Source organism: Catenulispora rubra, assembly GCF_015356825.1.
GTDB lineage: Bacteria > Actinomycetota > Actinomycetes > Streptomycetales > Catenulisporaceae > Catenulispora > Catenulispora rubra.
In genome coordinates, this window is the sequence record NZ_JAACYW010000231.1 from 1 (window position 1) to 19,008 (window position 19,008).

Below are 19,008 nucleotides of genomic sequence, written 5' to 3' on the forward strand. Positions count from 1 at the left end.
AGGTAGCTGAGGCCACCGGGCCGAGCCGCAGCCTGGCGGAAATCGGTGGGCCGAGCCTTCGCCGCGCCAAAGTAGCTGGGGCCGTCGGGCCCGGGCCGAGATTCGAGGAGATCGGAGCGGCCGTCGGGCCGAGCCCCCGTCTGGCGGAGGTCGGCGGAATCGTCAGGCAGAGTTCCGGCGTCGGGGAGGTCGGTAAGCCGGGCGGGCTGAGTGCTGGCCTGGCTGCGGTCGTCGAGGCGGGGGCCAGCCTGGCGGAAGTCGGTGCGGCTGTCGGGCTGGGTGGCCGCCTTGGCGAGGTCGGTGGGGTTGTCGAGCGAGACCCCGGCCTGGCGCAGGTAGTTCGGGCCGTCGGTGTAGTGCTTGTTGATGTCGGCGGCGCCGGTGCGGTGCTTGGGCAGGAGGGTGCCGGCGGTCAGCATGGCCTTGATTGGTAGGCGGTCGGCGTTGAGCAGGTCTGTGCGGAGGGCTTGGCCGGCGGGGCCGAGGCGGTCGGCTGCTTCGGTGAGTCGGGAGCGCAGGGTGCCCAGGGTCCGAGTCAGCGGCGCTCGGCCTTCTGCTGCGAGGCCGAAGGCCAGGGCTGCGGCGCAGAGGTGGGTGGTGATGGTGGTGAACAGGTCGGTGAGGGGGCGGTCCTGGTTGGTGGGGATTCTTGGGTCGTTGAAGTCGGCGAGGCCGGGGAGGAGGGGCCTGATATCTGTGGCCCGGGTGGTGTTGATCCGGAGGCCGTCGTTGTCTTTGTAGAGCAGCCGCAGCCGGGTCCGGCCATCGAGGCGGTCGAATACCAGTGAGGTGTTCTGCTGATGCGACTCCAACGCGATGCCGTAGCCGAACAGCGTGGTCTGCCAGTCGATCAGCAGCGCCAGGAAGTCCTCGTACAGCCCCAGGACCGAGCCGGCGTAGAAGCGGTCGGCCAGCGCGTCGATGACCAGCCGTCCGTCTGGCGCCACGGCCAGCAGCGCGGCCAGGGAGACGGTGACGGCGTCGTCGAGTCCTGTCGGCAAGCGCCGCAGTAGGACGGCGGCCAGCTCGTGGTCGGCATGCGCGTAGCACTGCTCGTCGGCGTGCAGCACGCGACCGGCGAACCGCGGCTCGCGGGCGATCACCGCCTCGATCAAGCGCTGGCCGGCGGCGCCGTCGACCAAGGTGCCGGGCTTGATGGTGCGGCGGTTACGCAAACCCAAGGTGGCGGTGGCGAGGGGCAGCTTGAGGTGGTGGACCGGGTCGTCGGCGACCGCGACAGTACGCATCGACAAAGTCGGCAGCACCCTGAGTCGCGCCTCGGGCACGAGGCGGGCGCCGGGTACCAGGCGCGCGAAGTCCTCCCCCGCAGTCAGCGGGTGGACGGGGATGGTGTGGAAGGACCCTGCGATCCCTAGGTCCCCGGCCGTTGGCCACCAGGCAGGCAACGATTCGGGCCCGTGCGCGAAGAGAGCCCCCGAGGGCACGGCAAGCCAGCGCAGTTCGAAAGCAGGATGGAACTCCGGCGCGTAACGTCGCAGCTGCGACGCATCCAGCCCGGCGCGTCCGCGAGCGGTCGGATATACCGGATGGTCCAGGTACGCGGCGAGGGTGTCGAAGGCGAGCGACGCGCCGAGGCCGGTCCAGTCGGCAGGGTCAGCGCCGTAGACGTCGGCGAGCGCCGCGCGGACAGTCGGCCGAGCCCCCTCGTGCAGCCGCATTGTGTCCAACGTCTGCCGACACTCCTGCACGAAAGCCACGTAGCCCGGCCGGTCTTCAGGATCGGCCAGCTCAGTAAGCCGCGCGAGGATCGCCGCCAGGTCCGTGAGCAGCACGCCATCCACCTGAAGCTGAGGCAGTCGCGCGGCGAAGTCGCCCTGGAATCCGTCGCCAGCGACCGGCATGGCTAACGTCCGCCACGTCCACCACAGCCCGTCAGGCCTCTGATTCAGCGCGCCATCGCTACGCATCCCCAGCACGTCCTCACGCAGCAGCGCCGACAGAACCCGCATCGTCAGCAGCTCGTCAGGGCTCACGACGTGATCTCCCAACGGTTGGCAGCAATGAAATCGGCGACCGCTGTATCAACAGTGTCCTGATTCGAGCCCACAGCCCAGACCACACCGAGATAGTCGCGATTGGTCCGATGAAGCTCGTGACGTTCGCCGATCCCGCGCACCGGCCGATAGGAAAGCCGCACGCCGTCCTCATCACGGTCATACGCAGCCGGCGCCGAAACGAGCGTGCCAGCACGATCGGCGAGCACCGGCTCGTTGCGGGCCCGACGGTCAGCGCGGGCTCCGAGGTCGGCGGGCAGTTCCTCTCCCAGGTGCGCGCGCAAGACCAGTTCGAAGAACGGGATCTGGAGAATCTGCTCCAGCATCAGATCGCACTGGTCCCCGATAGCGCGGTAGTTGACCTCGATGATCCGAACCCGACCGTCAGGCTGGAGCACGAATTCGGTATGGCACGCGCCAAGCCCGACCCCGATCGCGTCGAGTTGCGCCAGAACCTGGTCGAGAACCGCCTGCGGGTAGGCCGGGATGTAGGTGAGTACTTCTTCGATGAAGTCCGGCGGAAGCGAGAGCCGGGTCTGGAAGCCGCCAAGGACATGACGGCGCCGACCGTCCCCGAGAGTTTCCAGCGTGTGCAGCCCACCTTCGAGGAACTCCTCCAGCACCAGCGTGGCGCCGGCTCTGCGACCGCGGATCTCCTTGACACGCTGCGCGAGCTCGGCAGCATCCGCGACCAGGACGACGTCCTCACTGGCCACGCCCTCACGCGGCTTGAGCACGCACGGAAACGGAGGCTGGAGAAGGCTGACGTCCTGATCCGGCGCAAGCTCCGCCGACCACACCGCGTCCACACCGGTCGCAGCAAGATGGCGCCGCAACAGGCCCTTGTTCTTGGCGCGCAAAGCGGCCCGCCAGTCCTTACCCGCGAGACTGAAGTATTCGGCGACCAAAGCAGTCTGGACCTGGAGATGGTCGCCGTTACTGAATAGCGCGTCCGGCGCGTGATGAGCAGAGATGACGCCGACGACTTCGCGGAAGTCCCGCACATCGCACTGGATCACCTCCGGCTCGAAATCACGTACGGGAAATACCACCTGACCGTAGGCGCGACGGTGCGCGTCAGCATCGTCAGTAAGCACCGTGACGTCGAGCCCAAGCCGCGCCGCCGCAGGCAGAAAGCCGTCTGTGAGCGCGTCGGTGGGATTAAGGGCTGTCACATAGAGCCGCATTGCCGGAATGGAGGAAACCGAGGAAGCCGCCATGTTCGGCGGGCCGATGAAGGACACCGCGCCAGTTTAGGTTAGCCTTACCTAAGAACGTCAACCCGACCGGAAACGGCCGGGAGCCTGCCGCTGTCCCCCTACTGAATCAGATCCTGGAGTCACCATGCTGACCGCCGCGTATCAGCGCCTGACCAGCACGTGCCCGGCGCTGCGCGTCAGCATCAGCGACCCGACGTCGGACCCCGACTCACCATGGGTCCGCACAGACCGCCTGGCCACCTCAGCCGAGAGCCTGATCGCGTTCGAAGCCGCACGCATCGCCACATCCCACGGCACCGCCCCACCAACCCACGTCGCCGCGTCACGGCTGCTCCACCACTACCTGTGGTCGGTCGCGCTGCTGATCAGCGGACCCTGGTACCTGGAAGGACGGGTGCCCGAGCTCCGCACGTCCGACGTCTGGATCGACCCGCCGACCGGCGACCTCACGCTCCGACCCGGCCGCTCGACACCCGGCGACGAGAGCACGCTGCGCGAGGCCGTGGCCACGCACGTCGAGCCCGCGCTCGCCGCCTTCCGGCCGTTCACCAAGCGCGGTCAGCGCGCGCTGTGGGGCATGGCAGCCGACGACCTGGTCTCCGGCATCTGGCACCTGGCCCGCATGCTCGGCGAGGAGGCACGCGGCGTTGAGGTTGCCGCCGCAGTGCTGCCCGGCGGCGACGCAGGGCTGCCCGGCGGCGACGCAGGGCTGCCCGGCGCGGCCGACTTCCGCCTCCTGGCCGATGCCGCGGGGCGCGAGCACTGGACGCGCACGCGCGTCAGCTGCTGCCTCTACTACGCGATCGAGCCGGCGGAGAGCTGCCTCACCTGCCCGCGAGTCTGCGACGACGAGCGGGTGCGGCGGCTGGGCGTCTGACCGAGCGGTAGCCGACGGATGGGGACGACCAGCCGATCGGCGGGCTCAATCCGGCCGCGTGTCGGGTACCCGGAGCGCGACACGGAAGCCAGGATGGCTGGCATGATCCAGCCGACCCTTGGCGCCGACCAGACCGAGCAGGCTGACCAGGCTGACCAGGCCAAGCAGGCCAAGCAGGCCGACCAGGCCGAGCAGGTGCCCACCGCGCCATCGGCAGCCCCGCGGATCGACACGATCTCCCCACCAACCCGCCTCATCGGCCTCGACCTGGCCCGAGCCCTCGCCGTGTTCGGCATGTTCGCCGCGCACGTCGGCCCCGATCCGTCGGTCGGCGGTCCGCTGGGCGCGCTGATGCTCCTGTCCCACGGACGCGCGTCGGCGTTGTTCGCGCTCCTGGCCGGCGCCTCGCTGGCGATCATCGCAGGCAGGCGGGTCCCACGGACCGGAGCCGCAGGGCGGCAGGCCGTGGCGCGGATCGTCATCCGGGCCGTGTTCCTACTTGCGCTCGGAGTCGCACTAACAGCGTCAGACACGCCGGTCGAGGTCATCCTCGCCTACTACGGCGTCTACTTCCTGCTCGCGTTGCCCCTGGTACGCCTGCGAGCCGGCACGCTCGCGGCCATCGCCGTGGCGTGGGCCCTTGCCGGCCCGCAACTCTCATACCTACTGCGCGCCACCTTCGAACTCGGCGACGGCACGACCGGCCGCTTCGAGGGCCCGATCGCCCTGCTGCTCACCGGCGGCTATCCGGCGCTGACGTGGATGCCGTTCGTGATCGCCGGCATGGCGCTGGCCCGCCTCGACCTGAGCGCCACGAACGTACTCAAGCGCCTGGCAGCCCTCGGCACCGGTCTCACAGCCACCGGCTACGGCCTGTCCTGGCTCCTCTTCCACGTCTTCCCGCACCTGACGGACCTGGCCACCGTCGGATCCGGCACCAGCGCGGAAGACGGCACCGTCTCGACCGACAGCACCGCCAACCTCCTGGTCGCCTCCCCACACAGCGGCACCACGTTCGAAATCCTGGGCAGCACCGGCGTCGCGATCCTCGCCGTGGTCGGCAGCCTCACGCTCCTCGACCGACTCCCCCGCGCGCGCCGCCTCCTGGCGCCGGTGATCGCCGTCGGCACGATGTCCCTGACCGCGTACGTCGGCCACATCGTCGCCATCACCGTCCTCGGGATCGACGAACAGTCGGAAGAACCGTTGTGGGTGCTGCTCGTGTTCATCGCGACGGCTATCACTTTCGCAGGCCTCTGGTCCCGCCGGTTCCAGCGCGGGCCGCTGGAGTACCTGCTCAACGCGGCCACCAAGCCCGCGGCCCGGCTCAACCGCGCCTAAAGATCCCGCTACGCGCCGCCGGCGAAGCCCGGATCTACTAGCCCACGCAGTACCCGGGATGATCGCTGTCCTCGCGCGCCCCGGTTTCCCGCAGCGCAGCGCTCAGCCCCTTGATGTTAACCAATCCTTTGCCTCCGACGGTGTTCCACTTGTCACGGTCCGTATCTAGCATCACCGGTGCTGCCTTCCCCACGCCCCACCGCTCCCACAAGGAGAGATTCCATGCGCATGAATCGCAAAGCCCTGTCGCTGACCGCGGCTCTCGGCACCGTCGCGCTGGCCGCCGCCGTCGTCCCCTTCGCCACGGCGTCCACCCCCACCACGCGGGTCGCGTCCCCGGCCACCGCCGGCGTGGTCCCGACCCCCGACCACGTGGTCGTCGTGATGGAGGAGAACCACTCCTACGACGACATCATCGGCAGCTCCGACGCCCCCTACATCAACTCCCTGGCATCCTCCGGCGCGCTGCTGACGAACTCGTTCGCCATCACCCACCCGAGCGAGCCGAACTACATGGCGCTGTTCGGCGGCGACACCTTCGGCCTGTCCTCGGACAAGTGCCCGGTCAGCGAGGGCAACACCGCGAACCTCGGTTCGGAGCTGCTGGCGGCCGGCAAGACCTTCAAGGGCTACTCCGAGAACCTGCCGAAGACCGGCTCGACGAGCTGCACCTCCGGCGCCTACGCGCGCAAGCACTCGCCGTGGGTGAACTTCAGCAACGTGCCGAGCTCGGACTCGGTGTCGTTCAGCCAGTTCCCCAGCGACTACTCGACGCTGCCGACGCTGTCGTTCGTCATCCCGAACCTCGACGACGACATGCACGACGGCACCGTCGCCGACGGCGACAGCTGGCTGCAGAACAACCTGTCGGCGTACGCGACCTGGGCCCAGTCGCACAACAGCCTCCTGATCGTCACCTGGGACGAGGACGACTACACCGAGAGCAACCAGATCCCGACGATCGTCGTGGGCGCCGGTGTGAACCCCGGCCAGTACAGCGAGCAGGTCGACCACTACAACCTGCTGGCCACCCTGGAGCAGATGTACGGCCTGTCGCCGGTCGGCAACAGCTCGGGTGCCGCTGCGATCACCGACATCTGGAGCTGAACGCGCGCCTGACCTGATCGGCGTGACGCGCGGCGGACGACCCGAGCCATCCGGGTCGTCCGCAGTGTGCTGTGTGCTGTGTGCTGTGTGCTGTGTGCACGATCAGAGCTCGTATTCAGACTAGGAAAGGAACCCCCAGCGTCATGCGCCGTGCCTCCTGGCAGGTACGCCTCGCGGTGCTGCCGATCGCGGTGGCCGTCGCCGTGGCGGCGGGCGTCGCGCAGTCTCATCCGGCGGTGGCCGGCGGCCCGATCGCCGTCCGCACCACCGGCTGCGGCACGCCTCCCGACGCCGCCGACGCCGGCCGCGTCGACTTCGCGGTCACCGACGACACGGACGTCTTCGCGACGGTCTACCTCGTGGACACCGCCAACCGGGTCTACGCGGAGATCCCGTGGCTGACCCCGGGGCGCACGCTGCCACTGGCCACGACCCTCGGTGCGGGCCGCTACGCGATCCGCTGCGTGCTGTCCAACGGCAAGGTCCACACCACATCGCAGTTCTCTGTCTCGGGGACGACTTCCGACGCGGTCGCCGGCTATAAGCCGCTGCCCGACCTGGACCTGACGGCGCCGGTCAAGGCCTACCGCGCGTGGCTGGCTAGCGCTCTGCCGAAGCTGCTCGCCGCATCGCAGACACTGGACGGCGACGTCGCGCGCGGCGATCTGCAGGCCGCGAAGACCGACTGGCTGACGGCCCACCTCGACTACGAGCGCCTGGGCGCCGCATACAACTCGTTCGGCGACTTCGACGCCGCGATCGACGGGACCGTGGCGGGGCTGCCGGACGGCGCGGCGGACAAGAGCTGGGCCGGTCTGCACGCCATCGAATACGAACTCTGGCACGGAGGTTCCACCTCCTCTATAAGGCCACTGACTCAGGCCTTGGTCACCTCGGTGCAGGGGTTGATCGACGACTTCCCGAGTGAGGAAGTCGATCCCGGCGACCTGCCGCTGCGCTCCCACGAGATCCTGGAGAACACCCTGCAGTTCCAGATCACCGCGACGGCGGACGCCGGCAGCGGCACGAGCCTGGCTACGGCGTACGCGAACACTGAGGGCACGCGCGAGGTGCTCAGCGTTCTGGCTCCGCTGATCGACGACCGGGCTCCGGGCTTGCGTGCCAGGCTCGACGCGGAAATCAGCACCCTGCAAAGCGACCTGACGGCGACCCGTGATGCCTCCGGCGCCTGGACGCCGGCTCCGGCCATCACCAGCACGCAGCGCCAGCGCATCGACGCCGGCCTGGACCAGCTGCTCGAAGACCTGTCCACGATCCCTGATCTGCTGGCCCCGAGGACGAACGCATGACCGGCCTGGCGAGACGTTCATTCCTGCGCGGTGCGGCGGTCGGAGCCGCGTCGGCTGCCGCGGTTGGTGGCGCGGCGGGGGTCGCTGCGGCGGCTGTGGCGGACTCTGGTCCTGGGCCTTCGGGACGTCGGATCGCTTTCGAGGGCGCGCATCAGGCTGGGATTCTCACGGCGCCGCAGGATGCTGTGACGTTCGTAGCGTTCAACGTCACGGCGCGGGGCGAGGCCGATCTCAGGGTTCTGTTTCAGACGCTCACCGAGCGAGTCAGATTCCTGACGTCCGGGGGTTCGCCGGCGGCGACCGACGTGGCGTCTCCGCCGACCGACAGCGAGACGATCGGCGCGAGCGTCCCGTCCGACGGTCTGACGGTGACGGTCGGGGTCGGGGCGTCGCTGTTCGACGATCGCTTCGGCCTGGCGAGCCGCAAGCCGGCCCGGCTCACCGCGATGCCGGTGTTCCCGGACGATCACGTCGAGGGGTCCACGGAGCTGCACGGGGATGTGATGCTCCAGATTTGCGCGGACTCGCGGGACACGGTGATGCACGCGTTGCGTGACATCGCCAAGCACACGCGCGGCGGGATGCAGCCGTCGTGGAAGGTCGACGGCTTCCACGCCGCGCCGCGGCCCGACGGAACGCCTCGCAACCAGCTCGGGTTCAAGGACGGCATCGCGAACCCGGACGTGTCGAAGAGCTCTGTGACCGAGGACCTGATCTGGACGCGGGGCGGTGGCGCCGAGCCGGCCTGGACGGAGGGCGGCTCGTACCAGGTGGTGCGGATTATCAGGATGCTGGTGGAGTTCTGGGACCGGGTGTCGTTGCACGAGCAGGAGAACATGATCGGCCGTCGGCGCGACAGCGGGGCGCCGCTGGGCGGCTCGGCGGAGCACGACACGCCGGACTACCCGGCGGATCCGCGCGGCCTGGTGATCCCCGCGCACGCGCACATCCGGCTGGCGAACCCGCGCACCGCCGCGACCGCGAAGCAGCAGATCCTGCGACGGGGCTACAACTACGAGCGGGGCCTGGACGTGAACGGGAACCTGGACGTCGGGCTGATCTTCTGCTGCTACCAGCAGGACGTGCAGCGGCAGTTCCAGGCGGTGCAGGCGCGGCTGGCCGGGGAGCCGCTGGTCGACTACATCCAGCCGACCGGCGGCGGATACTTCTTCGCGCTGCCCGGGGTTCGGGATGGCGGGGACTACTTCGGGTCGGGGTTGCTGGGGCGCTGGACCGGCTGAGTGGAGGTCTGCCTCACCAAGCCGCGCGGCGACCGTTGGCGCGCTCGTCGAAGTCGACGCCATCGGGCGCGTCGGGCACGTCAGTCGCACCGACACCGCCGTTGACCAGCTTCAGCAGCTCGCCGAGCGCCGCGCGCTCCGAAGTACGAATGCTGCTTTGCGCCGCGGCGTACGCGCCGTTGATCATCGTGAAGTCGCCGCATCGACCGCGTGCGCAGGGGTTCTCCGTCGCGGGCCGGATCCGCTGGGGCTGCGCGCGGCGGCCCTCGGTCTTGGCGCGGGTGGCTTCAGCGGCGGAATACCGCAGGTCGTACAGCTCTCGGTGGGGACGCTGGGTCCCGGCCTCGGCGGGCTGGGCAGGCCACAACGATCCGTGCCGGATGGAACGGGACACTCTTCCTCGCAGGGCGGGGCCGCCGGACCACCCGGCGTGCCCGACCTCTACGAGTCGGCGGCCGTGAACCTGCCAAGAAGTCGATTGCGCATGATCCCCATGATGCCGTACTCCGTCGCCGGACAGAACCGCATTTCTGCTGCCCTACCGCTTCGGCGCAAGGGGAAGCACAGGCAGCGTGGGAGGCGCCGGCGAGGTCGATGCGGCGGTCACCGCGTGTGCCTGGCCACGCGCGCCGCCGAGGTCGCCGAGGGTGCCGCCGTCCCTGGAATGGGAGAGGCAGCCGCTGCCTATGAGCAGCATCACCAGCCCGATGGCGGTCGCGATGCCTACGTGACTGAGCCGTATTCCTGTCATGCAAGCAGGCTGCCCGAGCGAAGATGAGGCCATGATGAGGCGGATCCGGCGCCCCGGCCCGGTAATCTCGCGATCATGCGCGTACTGGTGGTGGAGGACGACCCGGAGCTCGCCCCGGAGCTGGTCCGGGGGCTTCGGGCGGCGGGCTTCGCCGTCGACCTGGCCGGGGATCTGGCCGATGCCGACCTCAAGCTCGCCGTCAACAGCTACGACTGCCTGGTCGCGGACCGCACGCTGCCCGACGGCGACGCGCTCACGCTCCTGGCCGCCCGCCGCAAGGCCGGCTCCACGCTGCCGGTGCTGCTGCTCACGGCGCTGGACGCGGTCAGCGACCGGGTGGCCGGCTTCGAGCACGGCGCGGACGACTACCTCGTCAAGCCGTTCGCGTTCGCCGAGCTCACGGCGCGGGTGCGGGCGCTGTGCCGGCGCGAGCAGCCCGCGCGGCCCGCGGAGCTGCGCGTCGCCGACCTGGAGCTCGACTTCCCGCGACGCCGGGTCCGGCGCGACGGCGTGCTGCTCACGCTGACCGCGAAGGAGTTCGCGGTGCTGGAGGTCCTGATGCTGCGGGCCGGCGAGGTGGTCACGCGGACCGAGCTCATCGAGCGCTGCTGGGACGAGCAGGCCGACCCGATGTCGAACGTCGTGGACGTCCTCATCGGGCAGCTGCGCCGCCGGCTCGGGCCGCCGGACCTCATCGAGACCGTGCGCGGCGCCGGATACCGGCTCGGGGATCAAGCCGAGGGCCAGGAATGAAGCTCATGATCGGGCGCCGGACCCGGCCCGACGGGCCGAACAAGTCCACGCCCGCCACCCCCGCCGTCGCGCGCCTGCACCGCGCCCGGTGGCTGACAACGCTGCTGTTCGCCGCCACGACCGCGGCCTGCCTGGTCGTGCTCGCCGCCGTCGCCGTCCACACCGACGCGCAGTCCCGGACCCACCGCGTGGACGACGACGTCACGCACCGCGCCGACGGCCTGGCCCGCACCATCTACTACGACGACCAGGGCCGGCTGCGCCTCGACGGGTTGACCGACGACAGCCTCGCCGACGGCGTCGACGCGCTCGGGGTGGTTCAAAACCAGAGCGGCACTCCGGCAGTCCGCTACGCCAAGCCCTCGAACGCCGCGCTGCCGGACCAGGCAGGCCTGAACGACATCTGGCAGACGCTCCAGCACGACCAGGAAACCGTCCTGGTCACCGCCCCGAACAGCGACGGCACCGACTACCGCTGGGCCGCGACCCCGATCTACCAGGGCGACAAGATCGACGCCGCGGTCCTGGTCGGCAGCGACCCCGCGCGCAGCCAGGCCGACCACCGCAAGCTGACCGAGTGGCTGGCCGCGGGCTGCGCCGCACTCGTCCTGGTGGCGGCGGCCGTCGGGCACCTGCTGTCCGGACGCTCCATGCGCCCCGCCCTGCGCGGCCTCGAACAGCAGGAACAGTTCCTCGCCGAGGCAGCGCACGAACTACGCACGCCGCTGACCGCCCTGCGCCTGGTCGTCGAGAACGGCGGCTCGGCCGAGGGCGGGGCGCCGGCCGCGCTGGACGAGGCGGTCCGGCGCGTCGACCGGATGGGACGCCTGGTCACCGGGCTGCTGTCCCGGGCCCGGATCGAGGCCGGCATGCAGGAGGTCGAGCACACGCCGCTGCGCCTGGACCAGCTGGTCGAGCAGACCGTCGCGGAGCTGCCGGATCCGGCCGGGATCACGGTCGACACCGAGCCGGTCGTGGTCGACGGCGACCCCGAACTGCTCTCGCAGGCGGTCAGGAACCTCGTGGAGAACGCCCTGCGGCACGGCGGCGGGACCCCGGTCGAGGTTGCAGTCACGGCCGCCGGTGTCGCAGTACGCGACCACGGTCCCGGTGTGCAGGCTGAAGACCGGGAGCGGCTCTTCGACCGGCGGGTCACGGGGGCCGGAAGCAGCGGGACGGGAACGGGGCTGGCGATCGCGCGCTGGGTGGCTGAGCTGCACGGCGGAACCGCGCAGCTGACCGACGCGCCCGGCGGCGGGGCACTGGCCGAGTTGCTGTTGCCACCTCGGAGCAGCGGCTGAGCCGCACCTCATCATCGCCTCATGCAGCGCCGGACACAGTGGAACCGTGCCGTGAGCCACGGCATCCACGAACCGGAGGAGTAGACGATGCGAACATTGCCCGCGATCGGTACCGCCACCGCGGCGGTGACAGTGTTCGCCCTGGTCGCGGGCTGCTCATCGACCGGGACGCCGGGAAACGACGACACCTCGAACCAGTCTTCACAAGCAACACAAACAGCAGTCGGGGCGCCCACCGCCGCCAACTCCGCGTCGACGGCTGGGTCGGCCAACACCACGGCCACCCCCGCGCCAGGCGCAAAGCAGGTGGCCCCACCACCGATCGGCGCGAAGTTCGACTACCAGCTCGGCGGCGCCTACCCGGTCCCGGCAGGCGTCCAGGTCATCTCCCGCGACAGCACCGCCGACCCCGCCGCAGGCGTCTACAACATCTGCTACATCAACGCCTTCCAAGCGCAGCCCGGCACCGAGAGCTGGTGGAAGTCCAACCACCCCGACCTGCTCCTCACCGACGCCGACGGCGCGCCGGTCATCGACAAGGACTGGAACGAGCAACTCCTCGACGTCTCCACCGACGCCAAGCGCGCGGCTCTCGCAAAGGTCGAATTCGCCTGGATCGACGCCTGCGCCGCCAAGGGCTTCCAGGCGACCGAAGGCGACAACCTCGACTCCTACCAGCGCTCGAACGGACGCCTCGACGCCGGGCAAACCGTCGCCTTCGCCACTCTCCTGGCCCAGCACGCGCACGCCGACGGCCTGGCCATCGGCCAGAAGAACACCACCGAACTGCTCGACCAGCGCCGGCAGATCGGCTTCGACTTCGCCGTCGCCGAACAATGCGGCGCCACCGGCGAATGCGACCAGTACGCCTCGGCTTACGCGGGCCGAGTCTTGGACATCGAGTACGACGACGCCGGGTTTGCCAAGGCCTGCCAGGGCTCGAAGTCGGGGATGTCCGTGGTCCGGCGGGACCGTGACGTCTCCCCCGCAGGCAGCCCGAAGTACGTCTATAGGCAGTGTCCCTGACATCGGCGGATACGCTACGAACATGGCCAAACTGATCTACTTCGCCATCACCTCGCTGGATGGCTACATCGAGGACCAGCACAGCGATTTCCAATGGGCGGCTCCCGACGCCGAAGTGCACACCTTCGTCAACGAACTCGTGCGCCCGGTCGGCACCTACCTCTACGGCCGCCGGATGTACGAGACGATGTCCTACTGGGAGACCGTGGACCGCGAGGCCGAGTCCGCAGAATCCCAGGAGTTCACGGACATCTGGCGCGCCGCAGACAAGATCGTGTATTCACGGACGCTCCAGACCCCGTCAAGCGCACGTACCCGCATCGAATCAGCCTTCGATCCCGCGGCGATCAGGCAGCTCAAGGAGTCCGCGTCCAGCGATCTCGCCATCGGCGGCGCCGAGATCGCGAGCGCCGCACTGGCCGCCGGCCTGGTCGACGAGCTCCACCTGATCCTCAACCCGATCATCGTCGGCGGCGGAAAGCCCGCGCTGCCCGACGGTTTCCGCGTCGGTCTCGAACTCCTGGACGAGCGACGCTTCAAGGGTGGCGCCGTCTACCTCCGCCACCGGCTGCGCACCTAGCCACACGCGGATCGGGCCGCCTCCCCGAAGGAAGACGGCCCGATCCAGTCACGCCCTACTCACTACGGCACGCCCTCCCCGCTACGGGTTGACGTTGATCGTCATCGTGCTGGTCGTGTTCTGGATGTTGACGTCGTTGTTGCTCTCCGTCAGATGGTTGAAGGTGACCGTGCCGACGGCCGGCCCCTGCCCGGACTCCGGAAGCGGGTTGGCCCAGATCCCGAAGCCCGACTTGCCGTTGCCGAACCCGTCGTTGTTCGCATGCGCCCCGGAGATCGTCATGTTCGTGAACGTGGTGTCCGTGAACGGGTTCTGCGCGGTGCCGCCCACGTAGTCCGTCTGGAACATGATCCCGGTGTACGTCGGATCGGTGATCGACCCGCCGCTGACCCGGATCCCCTGGAAGGGGTTGGTCGCCGAGAAGGCCCAGATCGCGCCGAACGCCTGGTTGCCCCAGAAGTGCCCGCCGTCACGAGCCAGGGAGAAGTTCTGGATCGTGGTGGTCTGCGGGGCGGCTTCGAACCCTTCGAAGGCGAACCCGAAGTTCAGCGAGCTGATCGTCAGGCCCGGGTAGCACAGCGTGTCGGAGACGTTGAAGTTCTGGACCGTGTTGGACCCGCCGCCGTAGATCGCGACACCCGCCGCGCGCCAGGGCGCGATGGCCGTGACGTTCTGGATGGTGTTGTTGATCTCCTTGCAGCCGCTGCAGCTGTCCTGCGCGGCGAACAGCGCGAAGCTGTCGTCGCCGGTGCTGCGGGCCTCGTCGTTGGAGATGAGGTTGTTCTGGCTGCCGTTGGTGAGGTTGATGCCGTCCGCGAGGGTGTCACGGATGCGCATGTTGGTGAACGAGGAGTTCTGCACGGCCGTCAGACCCCAGACACCCACCACGTTGTGCTCGATCCAGACGTTGTCGATCGAGATGTTCGACACGCTGGTGAGCTGGAAGGTGTGGCCGGGGCCGTCCGAGCGGGTGGTGTAGTTGCCGAACCACGCGAAGCCGCTGAACGACGAGCCGCCGGCCGTGGACTGCACGTCCCAGCCGGTGTCGGTGTTCGTCTGGCCCTGCGGGGCGACGAACTGGGTGTACCAGACGCCGGCGCCGACGACCTTGACCGCCTTGCCGTAGACGGTCAGCCGCCCGCTCAGCGGGTACTGGCCGGCTGGCAGGTACACGCCGGTGTACTTGCCCGTCGTGTCCTGGCGGACCGTGTCGATGGCGTTCTGCACGTCCTGCTGGGTGAAGCCGGCCGGGACGAGCAGGTGCGCCGGGTCGGGGTTCGCAGTCGGGGCGGTCTGCTCCAGGTTCATGAAGTCGATCGCGTACTGCGAGCTGTTCCCGCTGTCCTTCTTCAACGTGAACACGGTGCCCTGCGGGTACGAGTTGGCCAGCAGGAAGCTGGACTCGTCGTAGATGTGCCGCGGCGAGCCGGCGCTCGGGGAGTCGCCGGGGCCGGTCTCGGCGCCGTAGAGCCACGCGTAGTGCGAGGTCAGGTTCAGCGGCTGGACCAGGTTCCCGTTGGCGTACAGGTCGAGGGTGGCGTTGGTGCCGCCGCCGCCCGAGGCGTCCGGGATCGAGTAGCGCAGGACGAAGGTGTTCGTCGACTCCCGCGAGGTCCAGCTGACCGAGTCGCCGGTGTTGTCCAGCGTCACCGCCTTGCGCTGGGTGGCCTCGCCGGCGATGTCGCCGATGGTGCGGTTGGGGCCGACGGCCGCCGCGGAACCGCCCAGGGTGCCGTCAGTGCTCTTGTAGCTGTCGTAGGGCATGTTCGCGCCCTGACCCACGAACAGCGGGGTGTCGGTGGTCAGGTGCGGGACCTTGATCGGCAGCTCGTTCGGGTCGGTCGCGATCACCATGTGCGCGGTGTACTTGCCGTTGACGGCGTTCCACGTGCCCAGGGTCACCGGGGCCGCGGTGGCGCCGGAGGCGATCGCGCCGCTGATCGAGCCGGTCAGGGTGGCCACGGTCGCGTTGTTCTGGTCCAGCAGGGTGACCGTGATGCCGTGCGAGCCGCTCGTGGTGGCGATCGTGCCCTGGTTCTTCACCGAGGCGGTGAACGTCACCGTGTTGCCGTTGGACGGGTTCGGCGGCGTCCAGGACAGCGTGCCGACCAGGTCGGCGGACTGTACCGGGGCGACGACCAGGTTCGTGGAGTTGGTGTAGCTCTGGTTGGCCTGCGTCTCGAAGTTCTTCTTCGACTCGTCGACCTTGGTGGTGAGCTGGTAGCTGCCCGCGGTCAGGGTGCCGATCGAGGCCGAGACGGTCTGCGTCGCGCCGGGCGCGAGCGCCCCGACGGTGGTCGAGCCGACCTTGTTCGAGCCCAGGTAGAAGTTCACGTCGGTGGCGACCGAGGCCGCGGTGCCGGCGTTGGAGATGACGGCGGAGGCGGTGACGTTGTCGGTCTCCACCGGCGCGGCCGGGGTCCAGGAGGAGCTGGTCGGGGTCAGGTCCGGGTTCGGCGCCGGGGTGCCGAAGACCTGGAACTCCGCGACCTGCCCGCCGGGGGCGCCGCTGTTGCTGGTGATGGACAGCTCGACGTCGGCGACGCGCGCGCTGACCGGGATGGTGACGGTGTTCTGGTTGCTGTTCGGGTCGAAGGAGTAGGACTGCGCCGCCGCGATCGTGGTGAACGACGTCGCGCTCTGCTCCCGGCCCAGGACCGCGATGGTCTGGGTGCGGGCCGACCAGGCCGCGGCCGGGTTCAGCTTCACGGCCACCGAGGACAGGTCGGCGTTCGCGCCCAGGTGGACGGTCAGCGTCGACGGGTAGGACGAGCCCTCGAAGTACGTGGTCACGTCGCCGTCGTCGGCGTTCGCCGGCGCGTAGGTGAAGGTGTTCGCCGAGCCGTCGATCGGCTTGTTCAGCGCCAGGTTGGTCTGGGTGCCGCCGGAGCCGGTGCGGGTCACGGTGTTGGACGCCGTGGACTCGTTGCCGGCCGCGTCGTGCGCCTCGACGTAGTAGGACACGGTCAGGGAGTCCGCGACCGAGTCGGTGTACGTCAGGGTGCTGCCGGAGACCGTGGCGACCTTCGCGTTGTTGCGGAAGACGTCGTAGCCGGTCACGCCGACGTTGTCGGTGCTCGCGGCCCAGGTCAGCTTCACCTGGCCGGAGGCCGGCTGGGTGTAGGCGAGGTTGGTCGGCGCGGTGGGCGGGGTGGTGTCGCCGCCGCTGGCGCCGTTGCGGGTCACGCTGTTGCTGTTCGCCGACTGGTTGCCCGCCGCGTCGTGCGCGCGCACGAAGTAGGTGACGGTCTCGGTGGTCGGCGGGTTGTCGGTGTAGGTCAGCGCGGTGGCCGGGACCGAGGTCAGCAGCGCGTTGTTGGCGTAGACGTCGTAGCCGGTGACGGCCACGTTGTCGGTGCTCGCGCCCCAGGTAAGGGCGACCGCGCCGTTGCTGTTCTGGGTGTAGGCGAGGTTGGTCGGGGCGCTGGGCGGCGTGGTGTCGCCGCCGGAGGGGCCGTAGACCTGGAACTCGCTGATCTGGCCGGCCGGCCATCCGGTGTTCGCGGTGATGTTCAGCCGCACGTACCGGGTGGTGGTCGCGGTGAAGCTGATCGTCACCGTGTTGCCGTTGGCGTTCGGGTCGAACGTGTACCCGGCCGAGGCGACGATGTCGCTGAACGAAGAGCCGTTCGTGCTGCCCTGCACGGCCAGCGTCTGGGTCCGCGCGCCCCACGAGGTGGACGGCGGCAGCTTCAGCACCACCTGGTTGACCGACACCGAGGCGCCGAGGTCGACCTGGAGCCACTGCGGGAAGGCGTTGTCCGAGCTCTCCCAGTAGCTGTTCGCGTCACCGTCGTTGGCGTTGGCCGGCGCGTAGTTCTGGGTGTAGCCGCTGGCCGACATCGTCTTGCCGGACGCCAGGTTGTTGGAGGACACCGCGGCGCCGAAGACCTCGAAGTCCGACAGCTGGGCGGCGTTCCAGCCGGTGTTCGCGGTGATGTTCACCCGCACGTACCGCGCGCTGGCGGCGCCGAAGCTGATCGTCACGGTGTTGCTGTTCGCGCTCGGGTCGAAGGTGTAGCCCGCCGAGGCGACGATCGTGGAGAACGTCGAGTTGTCGGTGCTGCCTTGTACCGACAGGGTTTCGGTCCGCGCGCCCCAGGACGCCGGGAGCTTGAGCACGACCTGGTTCACCGACGTCGCAGCACCCAGATCGACCTGCGCCCACTGCGGGAACGCGCCGTTGGTGCCCTCCCAGTAGGAGTTCGCGTCGCTGTCGGTGAGGTTGGAGCCGACGTACGGGGAGTTGGTGCTGGAGACGGAGACCGCCTTGCCCAGCGCGAGGTTGGTGCCTGCGGCGTGCGCCGCTGTGGCCGGCAGCATCGGCAGGAGCGCGGCCGTCATGGCCGCCAGGACCAGGCCGATCGCGCCGCGGCGCCATCGTCTGGCCGGGGCCGGCGAACCGGCCGAGAGTATTCCGTGACGCATCGACTTCCTCGGTTCGTGGGGCGGGAAGGTGGACGCGTCAGAGCCCTGCGAGACCCTCGCGAGACAATTCTCGATCGAGTCTTCGATCTTTTCATGACTCTGACGCTTTTTTGCGCCGTGCCATGGGGAAGTTACAGAGACGCTACCGACAGGTCAAGAGGTGGAGGAGGCGCGGGGAACGATGGGCGGGTTCCGCCGATTAGTGGGCTTCACCCCTGTTGGGGTGATGTCGGCCACTCATAGATAGGTCACGACGGCACGGATTTGCCTGCCGGTGACACAGACCCGCTTCGGTGGCTCATGCGTCTGTAGGAGCGTGGGACGACAAAGCAAGCGAACCGAGCTTGACGCGGACTTCACGGAGTTCGTCGAGGCGAATGCGCACCGTATCCGTGCTCTGGCCCTGTGGCTGAGCGGCGATCCGGAGCGGGCTGCCGATCTCGCGCAGTCCGCGCTGGAGCGGACGTACGCGCGGTGGGGACGCGTCCACTTCGGGGATCCGATGGCGTATGTCCGCAAGGCGCTGCTCAATCAGCAGCGCGACTGGTGGCGCCGCCGTCAGCATCGCCCGGAGTGGCCGACGGCCGAGGTACCGGACGTCCGCTCCCAGGACGACCACGCAGCCGGCCTCGCGCAACGGGACGCGATGCTCGCGGCTCTGGCGCAGCTGACGCGACGCGAGCGGCAGGTGCTGGTGCTGCGGTACTACGCGGACCTGAGCGACGCGCAGATCGCCGCGGAGCTCGGCGTCGCGATCGGCACGGTCAAGAGCACCGTGGCGCGCGGGCTGCGCAAGATGCGCGTCCTGCTCAGCTCGGCCGGGGCACCTGTTCCGGCTGATTGGTAAGGCGGTTCCTCCGATTCAGAGGTGGTGTATGGAAACGACCGATGGTTTCGAAAAGCACATGCGCGAGGTCCTGCACGGCGCGGACGACCAGGCGGCGGGATTCACCGCCGCGCAGGTGATCGTCGCCGGCCGGCACCGGCGCCGGGCGCGCACGGCGGCGGCCTCCGGCGTGGCGCTGGTCGCGGCGGGCGCGGTGGCGGTGGTGCCGAGC

The 19,008-nt window shown here is 69.3% G+C and carries 16 protein-coding genes; 11 read left to right on the forward strand and 5 right to left on the reverse strand.

Features of this window, described 5'->3' with window-relative positions; translation table 11 throughout:
- A partial coding sequence (locus GWK61_RS40230; RefSeq protein WP_323747971.1) for an IucA/IucC family protein occupies positions 1 to 1,994 on the reverse strand: 1,994 nt, incomplete at its 3' end.
- Positions 1,991 to 3,202 carry an ATP-grasp domain-containing protein gene (locus GWK61_RS40235; protein WP_194916993.1) on the reverse strand — a complete coding sequence of 404 codons (1,212 nt, stop codon included), beginning with the start codon at positions 3,200 to 3,202 and terminating at the stop codon, positions 1,991 to 1,993. The genes GWK61_RS40235 and GWK61_RS40230, both read right to left, overlap by 4 nt.
- Before the next feature lie 157 nt (positions 3,203 to 3,359).
- On the opposite strand from GWK61_RS40235, the gene GWK61_RS40240 reads away from it, so the two are divergent.
- From GWK61_RS40240 to efeB, 5 genes are all read left to right on the forward strand, one after another.
- Positions 3,360 to 4,112 (forward strand): (2Fe-2S)-binding protein, encoded by a 753-nt coding sequence (locus tag GWK61_RS40240; protein ID WP_194916978.1) that lies wholly within the window; start codon positions 3,360 to 3,362, stop codon positions 4,110 to 4,112.
- Positions 4,113 to 4,214: 102 nt separating this feature from the next.
- Positions 4,215 to 5,453 carry a DUF418 domain-containing protein gene (locus tag GWK61_RS40245; protein ID WP_194916979.1) on the forward strand — a complete coding sequence of 413 codons (1,239 nt, stop codon included), beginning with the start codon at positions 4,215 to 4,217 and terminating at the stop codon, positions 5,451 to 5,453.
- A 228-nt stretch (positions 5,454 to 5,681) separates the two neighbouring features.
- Positions 5,682 to 6,560, forward strand: a complete 879-nt coding sequence (locus tag GWK61_RS40250; RefSeq protein ID WP_438939809.1) for an alkaline phosphatase family protein — start codon at positions 5,682 to 5,684, stop codon at positions 6,558 to 6,560.
- 143 nt (positions 6,561 to 6,703) lie between these two features.
- Positions 6,704 to 7,870 carry an EfeM/EfeO family lipoprotein gene (locus tag GWK61_RS40255; RefSeq protein WP_194916981.1) on the forward strand — a complete coding sequence of 389 codons (1,167 nt, stop codon included), beginning with the start codon at positions 6,704 to 6,706 and terminating at the stop codon, positions 7,868 to 7,870.
- Positions 7,867 to 9,111 carry an iron uptake transporter deferrochelatase/peroxidase subunit gene (efeB, locus tag GWK61_RS40260; RefSeq protein ID WP_194916982.1) on the forward strand — a complete coding sequence of 415 codons (1,245 nt, stop codon included), beginning with the start codon at positions 7,867 to 7,869 and terminating at the stop codon, positions 9,109 to 9,111. The genes GWK61_RS40255 and efeB overlap by 4 nt, the downstream gene beginning before the upstream one ends.
- Positions 9,112 to 9,124: 13 nt before the next feature.
- On the opposite strand, the gene GWK61_RS40265 is transcribed toward efeB, so the two are convergent.
- Together GWK61_RS40265 and GWK61_RS40270 are read right to left on the reverse strand one after the other, a co-directional pair.
- Positions 9,125 to 9,505, reverse strand: coding sequence for a hypothetical protein (locus tag GWK61_RS40265; RefSeq protein ID WP_194916983.1), 381 nt, complete (start codon positions 9,503 to 9,505; stop codon positions 9,125 to 9,127).
- Positions 9,506 to 9,649: 144 nt separating this feature from the next.
- A complete protein-coding gene (locus GWK61_RS40270) occupies positions 9,650 to 9,862 on the reverse strand; it encodes a hypothetical protein (RefSeq protein ID WP_194916984.1) in 213 nt (70 codons plus the stop codon).
- Between the two features lie 75 nt (positions 9,863 to 9,937).
- Between GWK61_RS40270 and GWK61_RS40275 the strand changes: the two genes are divergently transcribed.
- From GWK61_RS40275 to GWK61_RS40290, 4 genes are all read left to right on the forward strand, one after another.
- Positions 9,938 to 10,615: a winged helix-turn-helix domain-containing protein gene (locus GWK61_RS40275; protein ID WP_194916985.1), complete on the forward strand. Its 678-nt coding sequence runs from the start codon at positions 9,938 to 9,940 to the stop codon at positions 10,613 to 10,615.
- A 5-nt stretch (positions 10,616 to 10,620) separates the two neighbouring features.
- Complete coding sequence (locus GWK61_RS40280; protein ID WP_194916986.1) at positions 10,621 to 11,916, forward strand: sensor histidine kinase; 1,296 nt, start codon at positions 10,621 to 10,623, stop codon at positions 11,914 to 11,916.
- Between the two features lie 87 nt (positions 11,917 to 12,003).
- The gene (locus tag GWK61_RS40285) at positions 12,004 to 12,942 is read left to right on the forward strand and encodes an endo alpha-1,4 polygalactosaminidase (protein ID WP_194916987.1); all 939 of its coding nucleotides are present in this window, start codon (positions 12,004 to 12,006) and stop codon (positions 12,940 to 12,942) included.
- 22 nt (positions 12,943 to 12,964) lie between these two features.
- Positions 12,965 to 13,522, forward strand: coding sequence for a dihydrofolate reductase family protein (locus tag GWK61_RS40290; RefSeq protein ID WP_194916988.1), 558 nt, complete (start codon positions 12,965 to 12,967; stop codon positions 13,520 to 13,522).
- 81 nt (positions 13,523 to 13,603) lie between these two features.
- Here GWK61_RS40290 and GWK61_RS40295 read toward each other — a convergent pair whose 3' ends face one another.
- Entirely contained in the window at positions 13,604 to 17,950 is a 4,347-nt protein-coding gene (locus tag GWK61_RS40295) for a discoidin domain-containing protein (protein ID WP_194916989.1), read from the reverse strand.
- Positions 17,951 to 18,266: 316 nt separating this feature from the next.
- Here GWK61_RS40295 and GWK61_RS40300 point away from each other — a divergent pair, with 316 nt between their 5' ends.
- Positions 18,267 to 18,797 (forward strand): SigE family RNA polymerase sigma factor, encoded by a 531-nt coding sequence (locus GWK61_RS40300; protein WP_194916990.1) that lies wholly within the window; start codon positions 18,267 to 18,269, stop codon positions 18,795 to 18,797.
- Positions 18,798 to 18,825: 28 nt separating this feature from the next.
- On the forward strand, positions 18,826 to 19,008 hold a 183-nt coding region (locus tag GWK61_RS40305), incomplete at its 3' end, for a hypothetical protein (protein ID WP_194916991.1).